This is a genomic window from Clostridioides sp. ZZV14-6150, from assembly GCF_020657875.1.
Taxonomy (GTDB): Bacteria; Bacillota; Clostridia; order Peptostreptococcales; family Peptostreptococcaceae; genus Clostridioides.
The window spans coordinates 1-20,116 of sequence record NZ_JAGWDA010000003.1 but is presented as its reverse complement, the minus strand read 5'-3'; the positions used below and the strand labels follow the sequence as shown (position 1 = coordinate 20,116).

General features: G+C 30.5%; 18 protein-coding genes. 2 read left to right on the top strand and 16 right to left on the bottom strand.

What is annotated here, in order from left to right:
• Positions 1 to 13: 13 nt before the first annotated feature.
• The 3 genes from KGF41_RS04965 to KGF41_RS04955 form a co-directional block, all read right to left on the bottom strand.
• Positions 14 to 325 (bottom strand): PTS sugar transporter subunit IIB, encoded by a 312-nt coding sequence (locus tag KGF41_RS04965; RefSeq protein WP_227856422.1) that lies wholly within the window; start codon positions 323 to 325, stop codon positions 14 to 16.
• A gap of 203 nt (positions 326 to 528) precedes the next feature.
• Positions 529 to 1,233, bottom strand: coding sequence for a GntR family transcriptional regulator (locus tag KGF41_RS04960; RefSeq protein ID WP_227827676.1), 705 nt, complete (start codon positions 1,231 to 1,233; stop codon positions 529 to 531).
• 94 nt (positions 1,234 to 1,327) lie between these two features.
• Positions 1,328 to 2,689, bottom strand: coding sequence for an MATE family efflux transporter (locus KGF41_RS04955; RefSeq protein WP_227842540.1), 1,362 nt, complete (start codon positions 2,687 to 2,689; stop codon positions 1,328 to 1,330).
• A gap of 438 nt (positions 2,690 to 3,127) precedes the next feature.
• Between KGF41_RS04955 and KGF41_RS04950 the strand changes: the two genes are divergently transcribed.
• Both KGF41_RS04950 and KGF41_RS04945 read left to right on the top strand, forming a co-directional pair.
• On the top strand, positions 3,128 to 4,891 hold the full coding sequence (locus KGF41_RS04950) for a bifunctional homocysteine S-methyltransferase/methylenetetrahydrofolate reductase (protein ID WP_227842539.1): 1,764 nt from the start codon (positions 3,128 to 3,130) through the stop codon (positions 4,889 to 4,891).
• Positions 4,892 to 5,110: 219 nt separating this feature from the next.
• The gene (locus tag KGF41_RS04945) at positions 5,111 to 6,262 is read left to right on the top strand and encodes a GGDEF domain-containing protein (protein WP_227839667.1); all 1,152 of its coding nucleotides are present in this window, start codon (positions 5,111 to 5,113) and stop codon (positions 6,260 to 6,262) included.
• A 95-nt stretch (positions 6,263 to 6,357) separates the two neighbouring features.
• On the opposite strand, the gene KGF41_RS04940 is transcribed toward KGF41_RS04945, so the two are convergent.
• From KGF41_RS04940 to KGF41_RS04880, 13 genes are all read right to left on the bottom strand, one after another.
• Positions 6,358 to 8,076 (bottom strand): putative 2-aminoethylphosphonate ABC transporter permease subunit, encoded by a 1,719-nt coding sequence (locus KGF41_RS04940; RefSeq protein WP_227854652.1) that lies wholly within the window; start codon positions 8,074 to 8,076, stop codon positions 6,358 to 6,360.
• A 4-nt stretch (positions 8,077 to 8,080) separates the two neighbouring features.
• Positions 8,081 to 9,070, bottom strand: a complete 990-nt coding sequence (locus KGF41_RS04935; RefSeq protein ID WP_227827681.1) for an ABC transporter ATP-binding protein — start codon at positions 9,068 to 9,070, stop codon at positions 8,081 to 8,083.
• A gap of 103 nt (positions 9,071 to 9,173) precedes the next feature.
• Entirely contained in the window at positions 9,174 to 10,223 is a 1,050-nt protein-coding gene (locus KGF41_RS04930) for a putative 2-aminoethylphosphonate ABC transporter substrate-binding protein (protein ID WP_227827682.1), read from the bottom strand.
• 366 nt (positions 10,224 to 10,589) lie between these two features.
• Positions 10,590 to 11,258, bottom strand: coding sequence for a V-type ATP synthase subunit D (locus tag KGF41_RS04925; RefSeq protein ID WP_227482033.1), 669 nt, complete (start codon positions 11,256 to 11,258; stop codon positions 10,590 to 10,592).
• 5 nt (positions 11,259 to 11,263) lie between these two features.
• On the bottom strand, positions 11,264 to 12,637 hold the full coding sequence (locus KGF41_RS04920) for a V-type ATP synthase subunit B (protein WP_227433968.1): 1,374 nt from the start codon (positions 12,635 to 12,637) through the stop codon (positions 11,264 to 11,266).
• Entirely contained in the window at positions 12,634 to 14,412 is a 1,779-nt protein-coding gene (locus KGF41_RS04915; RefSeq protein WP_227433967.1) for a V-type ATP synthase subunit A, read from the bottom strand. Before KGF41_RS04915 ends, KGF41_RS04920 begins: the two co-directional genes overlap by 4 nt.
• 116 nt (positions 14,413 to 14,528) lie before the next feature.
• On the bottom strand, positions 14,529 to 14,846 hold the full coding sequence (locus tag KGF41_RS04910) for a V-type ATP synthase subunit F (protein ID WP_009893746.1): 318 nt from the start codon (positions 14,844 to 14,846) through the stop codon (positions 14,529 to 14,531).
• Complete coding sequence (locus tag KGF41_RS04905) at positions 14,839 to 15,816, bottom strand: V-type ATP synthase subunit C (protein WP_227827683.1); 978 nt, start codon at positions 15,814 to 15,816, stop codon at positions 14,839 to 14,841. Before KGF41_RS04905 ends, KGF41_RS04910 begins: the two co-directional genes overlap by 8 nt.
• Positions 15,817 to 15,832: 16 nt before the next feature.
• The gene (locus tag KGF41_RS04900) at positions 15,833 to 16,396 is read right to left on the bottom strand and encodes a V-type ATP synthase subunit E (RefSeq protein WP_227827684.1); all 564 of its coding nucleotides are present in this window, start codon (positions 16,394 to 16,396) and stop codon (positions 15,833 to 15,835) included.
• A gap of 51 nt (positions 16,397 to 16,447) precedes the next feature.
• Positions 16,448 to 16,939: a V-type ATP synthase subunit K gene (locus KGF41_RS04895; protein WP_003422657.1), complete on the bottom strand. Its 492-nt coding sequence runs from the start codon at positions 16,937 to 16,939 to the stop codon at positions 16,448 to 16,450.
• A gap of 2 nt (positions 16,940 to 16,941) precedes the next feature.
• Complete coding sequence (locus tag KGF41_RS04890) at positions 16,942 to 18,867, bottom strand: V-type ATP synthase subunit I (protein ID WP_227827685.1); 1,926 nt, start codon at positions 18,865 to 18,867, stop codon at positions 16,942 to 16,944.
• 1 nt (position 18,868) lies between these two features.
• Positions 18,869 to 19,180, bottom strand: a complete 312-nt coding sequence (locus KGF41_RS04885) for a hypothetical protein (protein ID WP_227827686.1) — start codon at positions 19,178 to 19,180, stop codon at positions 18,869 to 18,871.
• A gap of 639 nt (positions 19,181 to 19,819) precedes the next feature.
• Entirely contained in the window at positions 19,820 to 20,029 is a 210-nt protein-coding gene (locus KGF41_RS04880; RefSeq protein WP_227827687.1) for a hypothetical protein, read from the bottom strand.
• Positions 20,030 to 20,116: the final 87 nt, after the last annotated feature.

Sequence of the window (20,116 nt, the reverse complement as noted above, 5' to 3'; positions counted from 1 at the left end):
CTCCAGTACAATTTTATTTTGAATTATTTAATTCTACTGCTTTATCTAGGACAGCTTTCCCATTACATCTTCCATAATCCATCATATTTATAACTTCTACTGGAATATTATGTGGTTTTGCCATTTCAGTTGCTTTTCCTAATACATATCTAACTTGAGGTCCTAAAAGTAAGACATCACAATTTTCTATTTCATTTTTTAAGTTCACTTCTGATATAGCCCATATTTTTGCTTCTATACCGTTTTCCTTCGCGACATCCTCCATTTTTGTAACCAATAAACTAGTTGACATCCCTGCTGAACAAGCTAACATTATTTTTATCATTTTCTTACCTCCAAATTAGAATTTATTAAGTATCTTTTTAAGTCACAATATCTTTAAATTATACATTTAAAGTGTCCTTATTTATTAATTTTTATTTTAATGTATATATTTTATTTTTAAATGTATATACATTTATTTCTTGATATTATTATATATCAAATGTATATACATTTCAAGAAAACTTTTTCATTTTTTCTTAATTTTTATTCGACAACAGCACTTAAAGTTAAAGTATATCCATGATGATATGTGTGTGAGTATTCAAAAACCTCACTATTTTGTAACTTACAAACTTGATTTATATATAAAAGTGCTTCTGGCTCTTCAATCTTTAAATTAGTCATACATTCCTCATTTGATATTACAGCTTGTACTTCTCTCTCTGACATAGCTATTTTATATCCACATACTTCTTCTACAAAATTATAAAGTGAATTTTCACAATGAATCTTATTTAAATTTGGAAATAACTTAACTGGCATATATGTAATCATATATGAAACCCTTGTTTCATCTGCCAATCTTACTCTTTTTATCTCCCATACATTTTCTCCTAAGCTAATGTTCAATTTACTTGATAATTCTTCATCTGCTTGAACTATTTCAAGAGATACCAATATATTAGATACTTTATAACCTTTATTTTCCATCTCCTTAGTAAATCCACTTACAGAAGATATATTATCGTATATTTTATTTGCGAGCACTATACTTCCTACACCTCTTTGTCTAGTTATATAACCTTCCTTAACTAGATTATTTAATGCTGACCTTACAGTCATTCTAGTCACATTAAATTCTTCGCTTAATTGCTTTTCAGATGGGATTAAATCCCCTTCTTTCAAACTATCTGAATTTATTAGTTCTCTTACATGATTTTCTATAACTTTATAAATTGGTTCTTTCATTTAATTCACTCCTCATCAATTCGAACTTTTATATGATAAGTTAATTTTATATACAAATAAACAAAATGTCTATACATTTAATACAAATTAAATTTTATTTAGATACCTTATATAATTTCCCAAGTTTAAGCAGATATATAAATAAACTTATCATTAATATTCCCTTTAATATACTTGATAGTGTTATACTCCACCAAACACCATTTAATCCTAATATTTCTGGTCTAGATATAAAATAAGCTAATGGTACTCTTGCACCAGTCAATACAGTAACTATTATAGAAGGTATATAGGTTCTTCCTAACCCTTTAAAAGCTCCTGTTGTTATTATTTCCAAACACATAAAAAATTGAGAGTATCCTAATATTTTAAGATACATCGCTCCTTTTTCTATTGCTTCACTTTCATCTATAAAAACAGAAAAAATACTTCCACCTGCAAATATCAATACTAAGGTTGTCATTATTCCAAGTATAGAAGATACAATTATAGCTATTTTACATCCTTTATTTATTCTAGAGTACTTTTTGGCTCCATAATTTTGTCCAACAAAGCTTCCTAATGCAACAGCCAATCCTTCAGCAGTCATCCATGATATTGCTTCTATTTGTGACCCTACTTTTTGCACTGCAACTGCAACAGGTCCCCATGAAGCTACTATTACACCAAGTAACATTGAAAATATTGTAAACATTCCACTTTGTATAGCTACAGGAAAACCTAATTTATATAGCACTTTATAGTATTTAAGTTCTATTTTTCTGAAGATTTTTATCTTAAAATACTCCTCTTTACTCTTAAATATTATATATAGAAAACACGTAGTAACTACTATTTGTGCAAATACAGTAGCAATAGCAGCCCCTGCAACTCCAAGTTTTGGAGCAGGTCCCCATCCAAAAATTAGCACAGGGTCAAGTATAATATTGGTTATTAGGCCTATTGTATTGATGCAAAAAGGTGTTCTACTATTCCCAAGTCCATTGAAAATTGCTGTAAATACTGGATTGATAAAATAAAATACCATACCTAAAGCTACTATTATTAAATATTGTCTGGACATAGATATAACTTCTAAATCTCCCAATCTGAAAAACCCTATTAGTTGTTTATTGAGTACTATCAAAACCATAGTATACATTATTGCCAACATAATATTTATTTCTACTGCTGATTTTATATATGATTTAGTTGTGCTTATATTATTTTCTCCTATACTTTGTGCTACCTTTACTTCCCCACCTACTTTTGAAATCATAATAAATGCCATTGCAAGCCATGGAAAAAATCCAGCTGTCCCAACTGCGGCTACTGCTTTACTTCCAGCTTTACCAACCCATATCATGTCTATCATATTATATCCCATTTGTATAAATGAAGTCCCCATTATTGGAAGTGATAGTCTAAGTAACTTTTCAGTAATCCTTCCTTCTGTTAAATCAAGTCTATTTTTCATTTTCCACCTCTGTCTTTATAATCTATCATGTGTTATTTCTCTATAACAGTATACTTAACACTTTGGATATTTACATTATTATTTCCAATCATGAATACAAATTTTACTCTATACAATATACCCTATTTATAAAAATTTAATTATAATAATCATTTTTAATAGTTTAATATAAATCATAGGTCTATATAGCTTCAAAATTTATCAACTCTAGAAAAATACTACAGTGTTTGTCTTTGACTTATGGCAATATATATAATTATATCCCTATATCACTATTATAGTTCTTATTTTAATATCAGTTAAGCAAGTATATCAAAATCACTAGCAAACTTGTTATATAAGCTAAGATGCTCCACTATGTTTTCCAAATATTGACAAGATTTTTTTGGGTTGATATACTAATACTTAAAATATTTTAAATTCGTGTGAGGTGAAGCAATGAACATAAATGAATATATTAAAGACTCTGTTTTAGTTTTTGATGGTGCAATGGGTACATACTATTCTAAACTAAAAAATAGTCCTTTCAATTGTGAAATGGCCAATATAAACGATTCATCTACAATATTATCTATACACAAGGAATATATAAAAGCTGGATGTATGGCTATTAAGACAAATACTTTTGCAGCAAATGAAACACTTCTAGAGTGTGATTTTAAAACGGTCAAAGATATTATAAAAAGTGGCTATGAAATTGCATTAGAGGCAACAAGAAATACAGATGTATTTATATTTGCTGATATTGGCCCAATACCTGCTCTAAATGATAGAGATTTGTTACCTGATTATAAGAAAATAGTAGATGTATTTTTAGAAATTGGAGCAACTAATTTTCTATTTGAAACATTTAGTAGTGATGAATATTTACCAGAAATCTCAAGTTATATAAAGGAAAAACAACCAAACGCATTTATCTTAACAGAATTTGCAGTTAATCCAGAGGGCTTTACTAGGCTTGGAAAAAGTGGAACTAATATCTTTAAATCTATTTCCAAGGACAAAAATATTGATGCATTAGGATTTAATTGTATCTCTGGTCCCCACCATTTATTACATTTTATAAAGACACTTGATATTAATGACAATATAGTTTCTATTATGCCTAATGCAGGCTATCCAACTATTATCAATAATCGTACATTTTTTGAAGATAACTCAGACTATTTTTCAGAACAGATGCTAGAAATATTAAATCAAGGAGTTCATATACTAGGTGGATGCTGTGGTACAACACCTGAATTTATTAAAAAGACTGTTGAAATAATAAATTCTTCATACAAAGGCAATGTTGACATAAAAAATGATATTTCTCCAAAAGAAAAAATTAAATCTGTAACAAAAAACGAGCTCTTAGAAAAGCTTGCTGTAGGTAAAAAAATTATAGCAGTTGAACTAGACCCTCCTATTGATACAGATATTGATTTTTTTATGAATAGTGCTGAAAAACTAAAAAACTATGGAGTTGATGCAATAACAATTGCTGACTGCCCTATAGCAAGAGCAAGAGTTGATAGTAGTTTATTAGCTTGCAAAATAAAGAGAGAATTAGACATCACCCCTATACCACATATGACATGTAGGGATAGAAACATTAATGCTACAAAAGCTCTTCTTTTAGGATTAAATATTGAAAACATAAACAATGTGTTAGTAGTAACTGGGGACCCTATACCTTCTGCTGAAAGAGATGAAATAAAAGCTATGTTTAGTTTCAACTCCTCTATACTAGCAAATTACATAAAAACTTTAAATGAAAATACCTTTAATACGCCATTTAATATATTTGGAGCTTTAAATATAAATGCAACAAACTTTGATTCTCAACTTAAGCATGCTAAGATTAAAATAGAAAATGGAGTTACTATGTTTTTAACTCAACCAGTTTTAACAGAACAAGCTCTATTAAACTTAAAAAAAGTTAAGGAAATACTTCCTGCAAAGATATTGGGTGGAATTATACCTGTAGTAAGTTACAAAAATGCTTGTTTTATGAATAATGAAATTTCAGGAATTACTGTCTCACAAGAAATTATAGATATGTACAAAGACGCTTCAAAGGAAGAAGCTACTAAACTTGCTATCAATATATCAACTCAAATAGCAAAAGAAATTGAACCTTATGTAGATGGTTATTATATCATTACACCATTTAAAAGAATTGACATAGTATGTGATATATTAGCAGGTATTGACAAATAAAATAATTATAATACAAATACTATTAAGATATTATAATGTTTATTTATTAAAGTATAGTGTAATTCTAGAAAGCCTTGTATTTGAATCCTTTAAGCTAAATTATAGATTGTAATTTTTAGATGATTTTGATAATATATATGTATATTATGGTAATATTTATAGCTATACATTAATTATGAGGAGATTTTGTGAAACATTTTTTCACAAAAAATTTGGGATATGGAAATAAATAAAAAATTCAATAGAGTTGATATGCAAGTTTCAATACTTACTGCAATTATTGTAATAATTTCTTCTTCATGTGTTTATTTTTTTAATTATGCACTCACTTATAATGATATGATTTATACTTTAAGTGAGAGGTCAAGACATATATATAAATATGTAGAAAAAAATCTTGATAAAGATACCTTTATTGAAATTAATTCTGAAAAAGACCACTCAAAAGAGTCTTATAAAAGTGCTAAGGTGCTATTGGAATCTGTAAAAAATACTACTGGAGTTATGTACCTATACACTGCAAAAAAAACAAAAGACAACTCCTTGGTATATGTTGTTGATGGTTTAGATTCATCTAGAAGTGATTTTAGAAATGCTGGTGATTTGATAGAAAAAGAGATTTGGGGTGACCTTAACAAAGCACTAGATAATAATATATTGCTACCTAAAAAAATAAAGAAAACGTCCTGGGGACACATATTTATATCGTATTTTCCTATCCATAATGATGCCGGTAAAGTCGTTGGAGTAATGGGAATTGAATTTGAAGCAAAACATCAATACAATACTTTTAGATTTATAAGTATAGTTACTCCTTTTATAGCTTTATTAACTTGTTTAATATCCGCATTAGTAGCAGTAATCCTATTTAAACGTATATCTAATCCTACATATACTGATTTTGCCAATACTGATTATCTAACAGGCTTAAAAAATAGAAATGCTTTTGAAATAGATATGAATAACTTAAACAATTCAAATCTCAAAATACCAATTTCTATAATGTCAATAGATTTAGATGGTCTTAAAAAAATCAATGATAAATTTGGCCATCAAACAGGAGATTTATACATCAAAAATGCAAGTAAAATTATACAAGATGTAATAAATAAAAAGCATATAGTTTATCGTGTTGGTGGAGATGAGTATATAATTATTTTGAAAGATTCCTATCGTGAAGAAATAGATAGTATTGTCGATAAGATTAACTTAAAAATAATTGAAGAAAACTCTACTAATGAATTAAATTTATCCATGTCTATTGGATATGCTGTCTTTGATGAAAACTTAGATACCTCTTTATTTGATACATACCATCGTGCAGATTCTGAAATGTATTATAACAAAAGAAAAACTAATAAAAAAGATTAATATTTATTTTAAATTTATATAAAAAAGTCTATTCTATAAACAATAAATTATAAGAATAGACTTATTTATATGTGTATTTTTATACAATAACTTCTTTAATTAAAATTTGCTCTTTTTTCCAAACGATTTTTTATAAATTCATGAATTACTTTAACTAGTACATTTGTAATTAATATCAATACAGCCAGTGCTGCTGCTTGTGCTGTACTTCCCTTATCATCCAACTGTACAATTGATATAGCTGCAACCTTCGAACTTGCTGTATATATAAAGACTAGCGCTGATATTGTTACCATAGAATTTAAGAAAAAATACATAAAATTTTCTAAAACTGCTGGCAAACAAAGTGGTATTGTTACATTCTTAAGAATTGATGCACTATTTATTCCCATCGATTTTGCCACCATGTCTAATTCTTTGTCTACTTTCTTAATAGCTGTAGTTGCAGTTATAAATGCCACTGAGAAAAAGTGTACTACATTACATATAACCATGATAAATAATGTTCCATACAATCCATTAAATAAGTTTTTAATGTATATTGTATCCATCAAATTAAACTCTAATTTATTAAAAAATAGTACATAAGCTATACCTAACACTAACCCTGGTAATGCCATAGGCAATGTACTTAAAAAATATCCAAATGACTTTAAATATGGAGCTTTTTCTGTTTTTTCGTTTAGATATGCAAATAAGAAAACAAAACTTGTACCAAGAATCGCTGTCAGTAATGACATTTCTATTGAATTTATAAATGGCTTAATTCCATCAATACTACTTTTCATAGAAAAGTGTTCAAGTGTGAGTCTTAAATCATATGGCCAAACAGATATTAGTGAAGATAAGATTACAGTCAACATTACAGCTATTATTCCAAATGCAATAATTCCTACAATGACTCCAAACATACTGTCTCTTAACTTATTAGATTTAACCTTATATGGGATTGATTTTGAATTTATATATGAATTTTGATTTTTTTCGATTTTTTTAGTTACTATAAAAGATATTATTGCAGGTATTAAAAGTAATATTGATACAGTTGCTCCCATAGGCATATTTTGCTGCCCTATAATTTGCTTGTATACATCTATTGATAATACATTGAAATCTCCTCCAATAACTTTTGGAGCTCCAAAGTCTGTAAAGCACAATGTGAAGGATACAAATGTTGAGCTTATTAAAGAGTACTTAATACTAGGTATCGTTATACTTAAAAACTCTCTTATCTTGCTTATTCCCATAGCATTGCTAGCTTCATATAATCTATAGTCAGTTGAGTTTAGTGATATATAAAGTATTTGAAATGATTGAGGAAATACATATATAATTTGTGCTAATACTATTCCAATTGAACCATATATCGGAATATTTATTCCAAGTAAATTAGTCACTACTCCTTGGTTTCCAAATAAATATACCAGACCTATAGCGTGCATCATTGTAGGAGCAAACATAGGAAACATCGCTATAGATTTAAGAAGTCCTTTAAACTTAATCTTTGTTCTTGTTAGTGCATATGCATAGACTAGTGCAAGCGTTAAAGATATTATAGTTGATATAACAGATACAAATATTGTATTTTTCAGAGAATTTAACAGTGCTTCAGAAGCTAAATATTCTCTAAAATTTTGTAACCCAACAAAAACTCCATCTTTATCTAAAAATGCTTGTACAAACAGATAGATTATGGGTGCCAATAAAAATATTACCAAAGACATAACTAATACTGTAAGTATACATTTTTTTATATCTAAATTCATTTTAGATTTAATATTTATACTTTTAGAACTTATAGCATTATTATTCATATATTTATGCTCCTTTAACTTTTGGATACTTTAAATAGTATTTTTCATCTATACTTACACTTACAAAGTCGCCTTCTACTAAATTTAAATTAACCCATTCTTTTATAGAAACATCACTTATTATAAAGTTTTCATTTAATTTATCTTTTATTTCCACTCTCAATAGATTCCCTCTAAATTCTATATTAGATATTGTTCCATGATAATTTTCTTTTGTTGACTTTTCTATTTGAACATATTCTGGTCTTACAGTTAATATAGAATCTCCTCTATCAAAACAGTTTGTATCTCCTATAAATTGAGCTGTAAATAGGTTTTGAGGATTTTGATATATTTCTTCTGGAGTCCCTATCTGCATTATGTCACCACCATTTAAGATTGCAATTTTGTCTGCCATAGTTATAGCTTCTTCCTGGTCATGTGTTACCATTATTGTTGTTATATTTAATTCTTTCTGTAACTTTTTAATATCCATTCTAAGTTTGTGTCTAACCTTTGCATCAAGTGCAGACATTGGCTCATCTAAAAGTAAAAACTTTGGTTCAAGTGCTAATGCTCTTGCTATTGCAATTCTCTGTTGTTGACCTCCTGACAATGCTTTAGGATACTTATGAGCTTCATTACTCAATCCAACTGTTTCAAGCACTTCTCTAACCTTCTTATCTATCTTTTCTTTTGGTACCTTTCTTTCTTTAAGCGGAAAAGCTATATTGTTATATGCTGTCATATTTGGAAATAATGCATATGATTGAAATACTATCCCAAAACCTCTCTTTGATGGCTCTAAATCCGTGATATCTTTATCTTGAAGAATTATAGCTCCACTATTTACATCTTCAAGCCCTGCTATTATTCTAAGTAATGTAGTTTTTCCACATCCACTAGGCCCAAGTAAACATAGAAATTCACCTTCTTCAATATCTAAACTAATATTATTTAACACTCTTTTTTGGTCATAACTCTTGAACACATTATTTATTTTTAAGTAACTCATATCTAATCTCCCCTTATACAATTATATTTGTTTTTTTAATTTTGTTTTTTAATTTTTCTTATAAGTTTTTTTCTCTATTTTTATTAAAAAATCCATTTAACTTTTACTTACTTTCAGATTTTGAACCATATTTTGATTCCCAAGTTTTTAACACTTCACTTCTATTTTTTGATGCAGAGTTTAAATCAACTTCTTTAATCAACTGTTCTAATGGACGTTTAGAGTAACCTTTTGGTACAGTATTATCTGTCTTTATAGAAGTCACTGCTACTTCATGTGCATATCTGTCCATAGCTGAATCACTTATTGCCCAGTCTAAAAACAATTTTGCTTCTTTTTTTATATTATCTTTCTTAACCAAAGCATTTGCTTCTAAATCCCAACCTGAACCTTCTTTTGGAAATACTACTTCTATAGGTTCTCCACTAGACAATTGCTGTGTAGCTCTATATCCAAGTGTAATGCCTATTGGGTATTCTCCTGAACCAGCTAGTTTTGCAGGTTTTGAACCTGAATGTGTATATGTAGCTATATTCTTATGTAGTTTATCCATATAATTATAAGCTTCTTTTTCACCCATCATTTGGATAAGTCCTGATACTGTAAGATAACCTGTACCAGATGATGCTGGATTTGGCATTGTTATAAGACCTTTGTACTCTGGTTTTATTAAATCATTATATCCTTTTGGAACATCCAACCCTAATTTTTCAAGTTCTTTATAATTAACTACTAATGCTGTCTCTGGTACACTCATACCTACCCATGATACATTTTTTCCAGTATCCTTAAATCTCTTATCTACCTTGTCATAGTTTTTAGGCTTATATGCTTCAAGTGCCCCATCTTCTTTTAGTTCTATCATATTCATTGCTGATAATCCCCATATAACATCTGCTTGTGGATTATCCTTTTCTGCTAATAATTTTGAAGCTATTACACCATGAGAATCCATCACTATTTCTACATCAATATTAGGATACTCTTCTCTAAATCCTTCCATATAGTAAGCTATTTGCTCTTCTTCTAATGCTGCATATATTGTAAGTTTATTATTTCCTTTTCCTTGAGTAGTTTGTGGTGTTGTTGATATGCAACTTGTCATAAATGCAATTACTACAATACACAGACAAGTAAATATAAATTCTTTCATATCTTCCCCCTTTTTTGTGTTTTTATATTTTTTTAATTGTTTTTTATTGTTTTTGCTTATGTTTATATAATACACCTAATTTGTTAATATGAAGTTAAGTGTAAATTAACAATTCGTTAATTTTTAGAAATTTTTGTTAAATTTATTATTTTTTTACAAAGTTCTATGCATATAGACCCTTGTATCTTCATAAAACTTCTTATAAAAAACACCCTTTTATCCATACGAGTATGATTTTATTTGAAGTTTTTTTATATACAAGGTAGAATATACATAACTTTTACATCAGGAGTGTTGAAATATTGTACAAAATAAGCCTAACTCCTATAAACTAGGACGTTAGGCTTATTTTATATAAGTATTTAATTATCCAACTAAATCATTTTTCTTTTTTTCTTCAAGTGCTTTTTTAAGCACCATATCCTTAACCTTCATAAGTCTAGTAGTACTTGCTCTCTCATTTTCTTCAAGCTTCATAGCAATATACTTAATAGTTTCAATGTAATTTGGTATCATTACATTTTCAAGAGCATTAACACGTCTACGTGTCTTTTCTATCTCTTGTGCAAGAAGCTGTGCACTTTTTTCACTTTCTGCAAGTCTTAAAAGTGGTTCCATTGCATCTGAAAATGCTTCCATAGCAGAATCTAATTCCCCTGATGTAAAAGCAAGACCATAAGGATAAATATCACTTTGATTGTTTTCAGTTTTAAAGTCAAACACAGGAACATCAACACTCATTATATTTCTTGTAGAAACACCTACAGAAACAGATTGTTTTGGCATCATAAGTGCTGAACCTAGATACTCCTGACTCATAACTGCCCTTGCAATTATAAAATTTTTATAAGCAGCATCAAGAGCATTTTCTGCTTCTTCACGTAATCGCTTATTTTCTCTTACAATTTCAAGAAATTGTTTCATAAGTTCATCAAGCTTATCTTTAAGAAGCTTATGACCTCTTGTTGCAGTTTTAAGGAGTTTCTTAAGTCTAGTCATTTCCATACGTGTTGGATTTATATTTAATCTAGCCACAGATATCACTCCTTAGGCATATATTTTTCAAAATATTCATCACGAATACGTTTAAGTTCACTTTTGGGTAACATACTAAGAAGCTTCCATCCAATTTCTAATGTCTGCTCAATAGTTCTGTCAGTTCTAAACCCTTGTGAAACGTATTCTTTCTCAAATTCATCTGCAAATTTTGCATACATTAAATCAATTTCAGAAAGTGCAGATTCACCCAGTATTGCCATAAGTTCTTTTGCATCTTTACCTCTTGAGTATGCTGCAAAAAGCTGGTTCATTGTATCTGCATGGTCCTCACGAGTCTTACCTTTACCAATCCCCTTATCTTTAAGACGAGAAAGTGATGGTAAAACATCTATAGGAGGCTGTATATCTTTTTTGTAAAGTTCACGGTTAAGTATAATTTGTCCTTCTGTAATGTATCCTGTAAGGTCAGGAATTGGATGTGTTTTATCATCCTCAGGCATTGTAAGTATTGGAATCATTGTTATAGACCCTTCATGCCCTTTCATTTTTCCTGCTCTTTCATACATTGTAGCAAGGTCAGTATAAAGATAACCTGGATATCCACGACGTCCTGGAACTTCTTTTTTAGCTGCAGAAACTTCACGTAATGCTTCTGCATAGTTTGTAATATCTGTTATTATAACAAGTACATGCATATCTTGCTCAAAAGCAAGGTATTCTGCTGCTGTAAGTGCCATTCTAGGTGTAGATACACGCTCTACTGCTGGGTCATTTGCAAGGTTTACAAATACCACAGAACGGTCGATTGCACCAGTTGCTTTAAAATCACTTATGAAGAAATCTGCATCTTCAAAAGTTATACCAACAGCTGCAAATACAACGGCAAACTTAGAGTCAGTTCCACGAACTTTTGCTTGTCTTGCAATTTGAACTGCAAGATTAGCATGTGGCAAACCAGAACCTGAGAATATAGGAAGTTTTTGCCCTCTAACCAAGGTATTAAGTCCGTCTATTGCAGAAACACCAGTCTGTATAAACTCAGCTGGATAATCACGCGCTGCTGGATTTATAGGTGCACCATTTATATCAAGTCTCTTATCTGGTATAATTTCTGGTCCACCATCAATAGGTTTACCCATCCCACTAAAAACACGACCTAATATGTCTGGTGAAACTCCAAAATCAAGACTCTTTCCTAAAAAACGTACTTTACTTTCAGCAAGGTTTATACCTGTTGAACTTTCAAAAAGTTGGACAAGTGCAGTATCTTCATTTACTTCTAGAACTTTACAACGACGAATTTCTCCACTTGAAAGCTCAATTTCTCCAAGTTCATCAAATTTTACACCTTCTACGCCGTTTATTAGCATAAGAGGACCGGCTACCTCTTGTATTGACTTATATTCCTTTATCATAGTTCTTCAGCCCCCCTCTTTTTAATAAGGTCAGCAAGCTCGTTGTCTATTTCATCTTCAATTGCATCGTAAGCAGCATCTAGTTTATCTTCTTCTACATACTTAGCACGACCAATCTTTTCAAGAACTGAAAGCTTGATAATATCATTTATAGTAACATTTTGCTTAATAGCATCTTGTGCTGACTTATAGAATTTTAGAATAAGCCCCATCATTCTATATTGTTTATGAAGTGATGTATAAGTATCAACTTCATGGAAAGAGTTTTGATGAAGGAAGTCCTCTCTTATAGAACGAGTAACTTCTAATATCAATCTATCTCCATCTGAAAGTGAGTCAACACCAACCAATTGAACTATCTCTTGAAGCTCAGATTCAACTTGCAAAAGTTTCATAGCTTGAGCTCTTTGAGCTGAGAAATTATCATTTACATTTTTATCTGCCCATACATCAACTTTCTCCTGATAAAGTGAATAACTTGTTAACCAGTTAATTGCTGGGAAGTGACGTTTGTATGCTAATGAAGCATCAAGTCCCCAGAATACTTTTACTATACGAAGTGTTGCTTGGCTGACAGGTTCTGATGTATCACCACCAGGAGGAGAAACAGCACCAATTGCTGTAAGAGTTCCTTCTCTGTCATCCATACCTAGACAGTTTACTTTTCCTGCTCTCTCATAGAATTGAGCAAGACGCGAACCTAAATACGCTGGGTAACCTTCTTCACCTGGCATCTCTTCCAAACGACCACTCATCTCTCTAAGAGCCTCTGCCCATCTTGATGTAGAGTCTGCCATAAGTGCAACACTGTATCCCATATCTCTAAAATATTCAGCTATTGTAATACCAGTGTATATAGAGGCCTCACGTGCAGCAACTGGCATATCTGATGTATTGGCTATAAGTACTGTTCTTTGCATAAGTGACTCGCCTGTTCTTGGGTCTTTTAGTTCAGGGAATTCAAGAAGAACATCTGTCATTTCATTTCCACGTTCTCCACATCCTATATATACAACTATATCTGCATCTGCCCATTTAGCAAGCTGATGCTGTGTAACAGTTTTTCCACTTCCAAAAGGCCCTGGAATAGCTGCTACACCACCTTTTGTAATTGGGAAAAATGTATCTATAACTCTTTGACCTGTAACAAGAAGTGAATCTGGTGTTTTCTTTTCCCTATATGGTCTTTCTTTTCTAACTGGCCACTTTTGCATCATAGTTACAGCTATATCATTACCTTTTTCATCTGTGATAACACAAACTGTATCCTCAACAGTAAATTCTCCAGAATATATTTCTTTTATAGTACCTTTTACTCCATAAGGAACCATAATCTTACATTCCACTACAGCAGTTTCTTGAACTACCCCAATTATATCTCCTGCTACTACTTTATCACCAGCAGACTTTTTAGGTTTGAATTCCCATTTAATTGTTCTATCAAGTGAAGATACTTCAACACCTTTAGTTATATTAGTACCTGAAATCTCATACATTTTTTCAAGTGGACGTTGAATACCATCATAAATAGTTGAAATAAGACCTGGCCCAAGCTCAACACTCATAGGCATTCCAAGAGAAACCACTTCTTCTCCTGGTCCTAGACCAGAAGTTTCCTCATAAACCTGTATAGAAGCCTTATCTCCATGCATTTCAATAATCTCGCCTATAAGATGTTTATCAGAAACTCTTACGACGTCAAACATATTCGCATCTCTCATGCCCTCCGCTACGACAAGCGGTCCTGACACCTTTACAATTGTGCCTGTTTTCATATTCTCTCACCTGCAATCATATACTTTATCAAAATTTAAATATTCCCTCCTATATTTTATCAATACATTTTTTTAGCATTAACAAAATTTGAGATTGTCTCTTATTCAATTTGCATCTATTCTTTAAATAATATATCTGCACCTATAGCACGTTTACTAGATTCTCTTACTTCATTCATACCTAATCCCATACTTCCTCCAATACCTGGAATAACTATAATAGCAGGAAGTTGATAGTCTTTGTATTTTGCTATTGATTCTTTTGCAAGCAATGACGCCTGTTCTGTAATATAAATTATCGCATATTCATCTTCAACCAACTTATGTATACTTTTTTTAATTTCGTCACTATCATAGGCTGGGAAGATATCTATTCCAAGAGCTAAAAATCCCATGATGCTATCTTTATCTCCAACTACTCCTACTTTATACATAAGCATCCCTTAGCCTTTCTTTTATAGTATCTGCGTCTATATTATTAAGCTTACTAGTCATAATAATCCTAATTGTTTTTATTTCTGATTCTTTAGCATATAAATATGCAATTAGCGGTTCTAGTGTAAGAGGTCTAAATTTTGCGTCTCTAACATATTCCATAAGATAATCATCACAAAGTTTTTCAAAGACAGTAAATCCACTATCCATACCATTTTTACAGACATCAGAGTAAGAAGTAGATTTAAAACATGATGCTGGAGTGTCTGAAGAAAAAGCTTCTAAGAATTTTTCTTTATCAAGTGAACCACCTGAAACAAACACATTCATAAACATATCAAAATCTTTCTTCATATTTTTAACTCTTATAAAACTCTTTAGATTTGTTAAATCACAAACTTTCATAACATAATCTATTACAAATTTATTTTGGCTTTCTGTAGCTGTCTCTTTCATACTTGAAAAAGTTGCTTTATCTAAAACAATATCAACCATTTGACCATTTTGTGTTTTACTATAAATCTCAAATGCATCTGTTATTGCTCCTGCCATTATCTTAGGTAAATCACTAAAACTACGATTTGCTAAAGATTCTTTAAGCTTAGCAAGTGGAATTGTACCTCCATCAATTAAGTACTTTTCGCCATCTACACCAGAGATTTCTTCTTTAATCAAAACTTTTAAGTTATGATAATCATTTTTATAAAGGAATACATCAACAAATTTTTCTTCAGGGGCTAGACCTTTAAGAATTTCATATGTTTTAGATAATTCTTGAGTCAAAACATTCTCAAAATTGTGAACATTATTGTTTGACGAATCCGTATAACCTGCTTCTGCTATAATTCTTAAAGAGTCTTCAGGGCTTTTAGCTTCTGCCATTTGAATAAACATTTGTCTGTTAAGAAGCTGTTTTTCAAGCACTCTTATTCGTGCCACGGCATAGGGATAAGTTTTTTCTTCTGCCATTTTTTAACCCCCCTCCTTAATTAAACAAAATTTCTGCTGCAATTTGCTCAATATCTTCATGCTCTACTGCAATTATAGCTTCAAACGAATAATTATACTCAATATCACCTTTTTTAACTATGAAACCTCCAGTAATATCTCTAGTTTCATCAGACACTTTGATGTCTTTTTTAGATAATACATCTTTTAATGTTTTTCTATCTTTTTTAGATAATACTATCTCAGAACCATCTGTACAATTCGCTTTTTCAATCATATTTAATATAATTTTTTCATATTCACTATCTTTAAGATTTAGAAGTTTATTTTTAGCTTCTAAAATTACTTCTTCTAAAATCTGTTGTTTCTTTGATAATATTTGTTTCTTTGCCTCCATATAAGCTCCTGATATTTCTTTAGAAGCTGCTTTTTCTGCTTCTGCCTCTGCAAGCTTTGTATAGGAAGCCATTTCCTTTTCAGCTTTTTCATTAGCTGAGCTTATCTTTGAATCTGTTTCAATTTTAGCTTTATCCAATATTTCTTGCGCCTCTTGCTTGGCATCAGCTATAATTCTGTCAATCATTTTTTGTTCATTACCCATAGGAGTGCTTCCTCCTTTTCATTTTTTTTACTTATGAATTATATTCTATAATTATCCAATTGCAATTCCATTGTAAGCTAAGAAAGAAACAAGTAGTCCTAAAAGAGCATATGTTTCAACTATAGCTGCAAATGTTATAGCTTTACCAAGTTCTTCAGGTCTTTTAGCAACTATTCCAACCCCTGCTGCTGCTGCCTTACCTTGTGCAATACCTGATACTAAACCAACTAGACCAATTGGAAGCCCTGCCATAAGAAGTTGTAAACCTTGAGCTGATGTTGGTATCGCATCTCCACCAATAATTCCTGCTTTTGATAAAATAAGGAAAGCTATGATAAATCCATATAGACCTTGTGTACCAGGAAGAAGTTGTAAAACTAGAAGTTGACCGAATTTACTAGGGTCTTCTGTTACAACACCTGCTGCGGCTTGCCCTGCTATTGAAGTACCTTTAGCAGAACCCATACCTGCAAATAACGCTGCTATAGCAGCTCCTGATATTGCCAAAAATTGACCATTTCCTAACGCGTTTAAAAATTCCATATTTACATCTCCTTTTTATTAATGCTTGTATATTTTGTTTTATACTTAAACGGAACAAAAGGAACTCCTCCGCCTTCATAAAACTTATTGAAAAATTCTACATACTGTAACCTACTTGTATGAACATATGCACCTAGTGCATTTATAAGAAGGTTTATTGTGTGTCCTACAACACCAATTACAACTGCAAATATTGGACCAGCTATAGCCCCTAAAAGATTGATAACCTGCCCTATAACTCCTGTTGTTAGACAAAGAGCCATAATTCTTGTATAAGATAATATATCAGCAAAATAACTTGTTATACCATAAAGACTTGAAAATCCTTTAAAAAGCTTAACAGGTACTCCTTTAAAGCTTCTCCCTTGAGTAAGAACAAGACCTATAGCACCTATAATTGCTAAATATTTTCCTACTTCAGAAAATACGCCTATATCTCCTGCAACAAAAGGTATTATAAGTAGACATACCCCTGTTATACATAAATACCAAAATCCTACGTCACAAATTGCATCTATGACCTTTCCATCTCTTATTAGTGTATATGCTTTAATTCCTAAACCTACATATATATGGATAATACCGAACAGTAATGACATCCCCATAAGTACCATAACATCCTCTAAAGGATTAATTAAAGCTTTTATAGGAATTAAATCCCCCAAAATACCCCCGAATATAAGACCCCATATAGTAGTTGAAACTCCACAAATACCAATAAGTTTAATTAAATTTCCTTCACCCTTTTTCATCTTTGATTTGTATATAATAAATCCACAAACTAGGGCAATTATTATCCCATATGCAGCATCACTTAGCATCATTCCAAAGAATATAACATAAAAGAAAGTCATAATTGTATTTGGGTCAATATCTTTTGTGCTTGGACAACTGTACATGTTTGTTACACTTTCAAAAGGTGTTACAAGTTTATTGTTTTCAAGTAGAATTGGGAAACCTTCTTCTTTATTTCCTTCCTCTGTTTGAACACAACAATCAAACTTTTCTGTGATTTCATTAATTAGCTCACTGGCACTTTTACTTGGCAACCAACCATTAAGACAGAATGTTGTTTTTGTTTTTACAAGTCTCTCTATAATCTTTTTCTGGTCTCTTTCTATAGTGTAAAAATCATATAGATTTTCAAGCATGTGTATATTATTTCCATGATTTTTGATTTCTTCTGTCTTATTTTTAGAAACGTTTTCCTGTCTAATTATCATTTCATTGTATTTCTTGATAGCTTGTGATGGTGTTCCTTCCTCACTTGGTAATGTAACTATTGAAAAATTAAATTCTTTAAGAACTTCTGTAGCATTATCAAAAGTTTCTTTTAAAGTAATTAAATAAACATAGTTCATTAACTTGTCAGAGTCAATAATTCCAAGAACACTTTCTGGCACTTCATCCTCTAGTCTAACTCTTAAAGCATCAATATTTGCGTTTGTGGGTATCGTTCCTAGAATAGTTTTTGTATACTTAGTTTCCATCTTTTCAAAAGGAACATCAAAGTTTACCCATGGCTCTAACATACTTTTATTATTATTTAATAAATTTATGTTACTCCTTATTGTACCTATCTCTTTATTTAGATTATTTAACTCCAAAACTTCAGCATAAATTTCCTCTTCTTTTTCACTGTCAATTTTGTTAAATTCTCTTTTTGGTGCAAACATAGCTTTTTTTTGTTTCACTAGTGAAGAAACAATGTCAATCGCTTGATTCACATGTGCCATCTTCTGTTCTAACATTATAACCTCTGACTCCTCACCATCTTTTGTAAGATGATTTTTTAACTCATCCATTTCAGTAAGAAAGGCACTATCATCAATTTGAACAAATCCACGGTTCATAAGTAGCTTTAAAATTTGGCTTTTTTGAGCTTCTAAGCCAACAATAGATATCTTGTTCATATTAACTATTGCCATATTATCTCACTACCTTTCCAATAACCGCCTCGATTGCCTTACTTCGTCTTTCTGTCGCAGTTTTTTCAATTTTCAGACATTCACTTTTAGCATCTGCCAAGATTTTATCAACCTCTGCTTTACTGTCGGTGACTGCCTTCTCAACAAGAGTTTCTTCCATAAGCTTTGCTTGCTTTTTTACATCAGCCAAGATGCTTTCACATTCGTTTACAGCATCAGCTCTGATAGACTCTGCATCAGTAACAGCTTTTACTTTAATACTGTCTGCTGTCTGCTCTGCCTCAACAATGCTTTTTATTATTTCAAAAGCCATCCAAATCACCTCTCTTACCTTTTTACTATGTATATAACTAATTAGAGTTTTTTATTCTAATTAGATTACTACCTCATTGTTAAAGTATAAACAGCATTTTTATATAATAATTAATTTTTTTCAACGTTTATTTTTTAATAAAACACATTTTAGAGTAGTACTTGCTTAGACTTACATTCTTTTTTGACTTACTTTTAGACTATGACATGAGTATGATTTTTAAATATCATTATTTTCAATAATTATAATTTAAAGCAATATGGTTTGTCAATAGCGTTATTTTGTTTTGAAATTAACGTTTTATCGACATTTTTAATTTTTATTTCAATTTTTTTTTACGTATAATTTTATTTTTTCCATATAAATTATTTTTATCTTTTTTTTCAACATCTGAGATGGTAAAACTTATTGTTTTTTTTGAATTTTTAGAAATATCTTATATTTTTTCATCTAACTTTTATAAATCATTAGCTCATATCGATTTTTGTCAGCTTATTTTAGTTTAATTTTTTCTAAATTTATTAGAAATAAGTTAATCCTTTTTTAAGATTGATAAAATTTACACTTATTTTTAAATATTTTAATCTCTCAATTATTTTCTTAACTTTAAATATATAATATAACTAATTAGTTTATATATTATATATTCGCCAACATGATGAAAAAGTCCTCGAACCAATCACTCCAATCTTCAATAGGATATGCAGCTCCTCCATTTACGCTTTTTAGAAGATTGGATGTATATTCTTCTCCTATAGAAAAAAGTTCACCTATGGTTATATCATATCCTCTATATGTAACTACTTTACAAAATGAATCCATAACATCACGTTGTTTTCTTGTTTCCATAATCTCTTTCGTGAACTACCATCCACTTAACTACCTACGGTAATGTTTGAAGTGGTGGCTTCTTGGTCAAGATAACTATTGTTATCA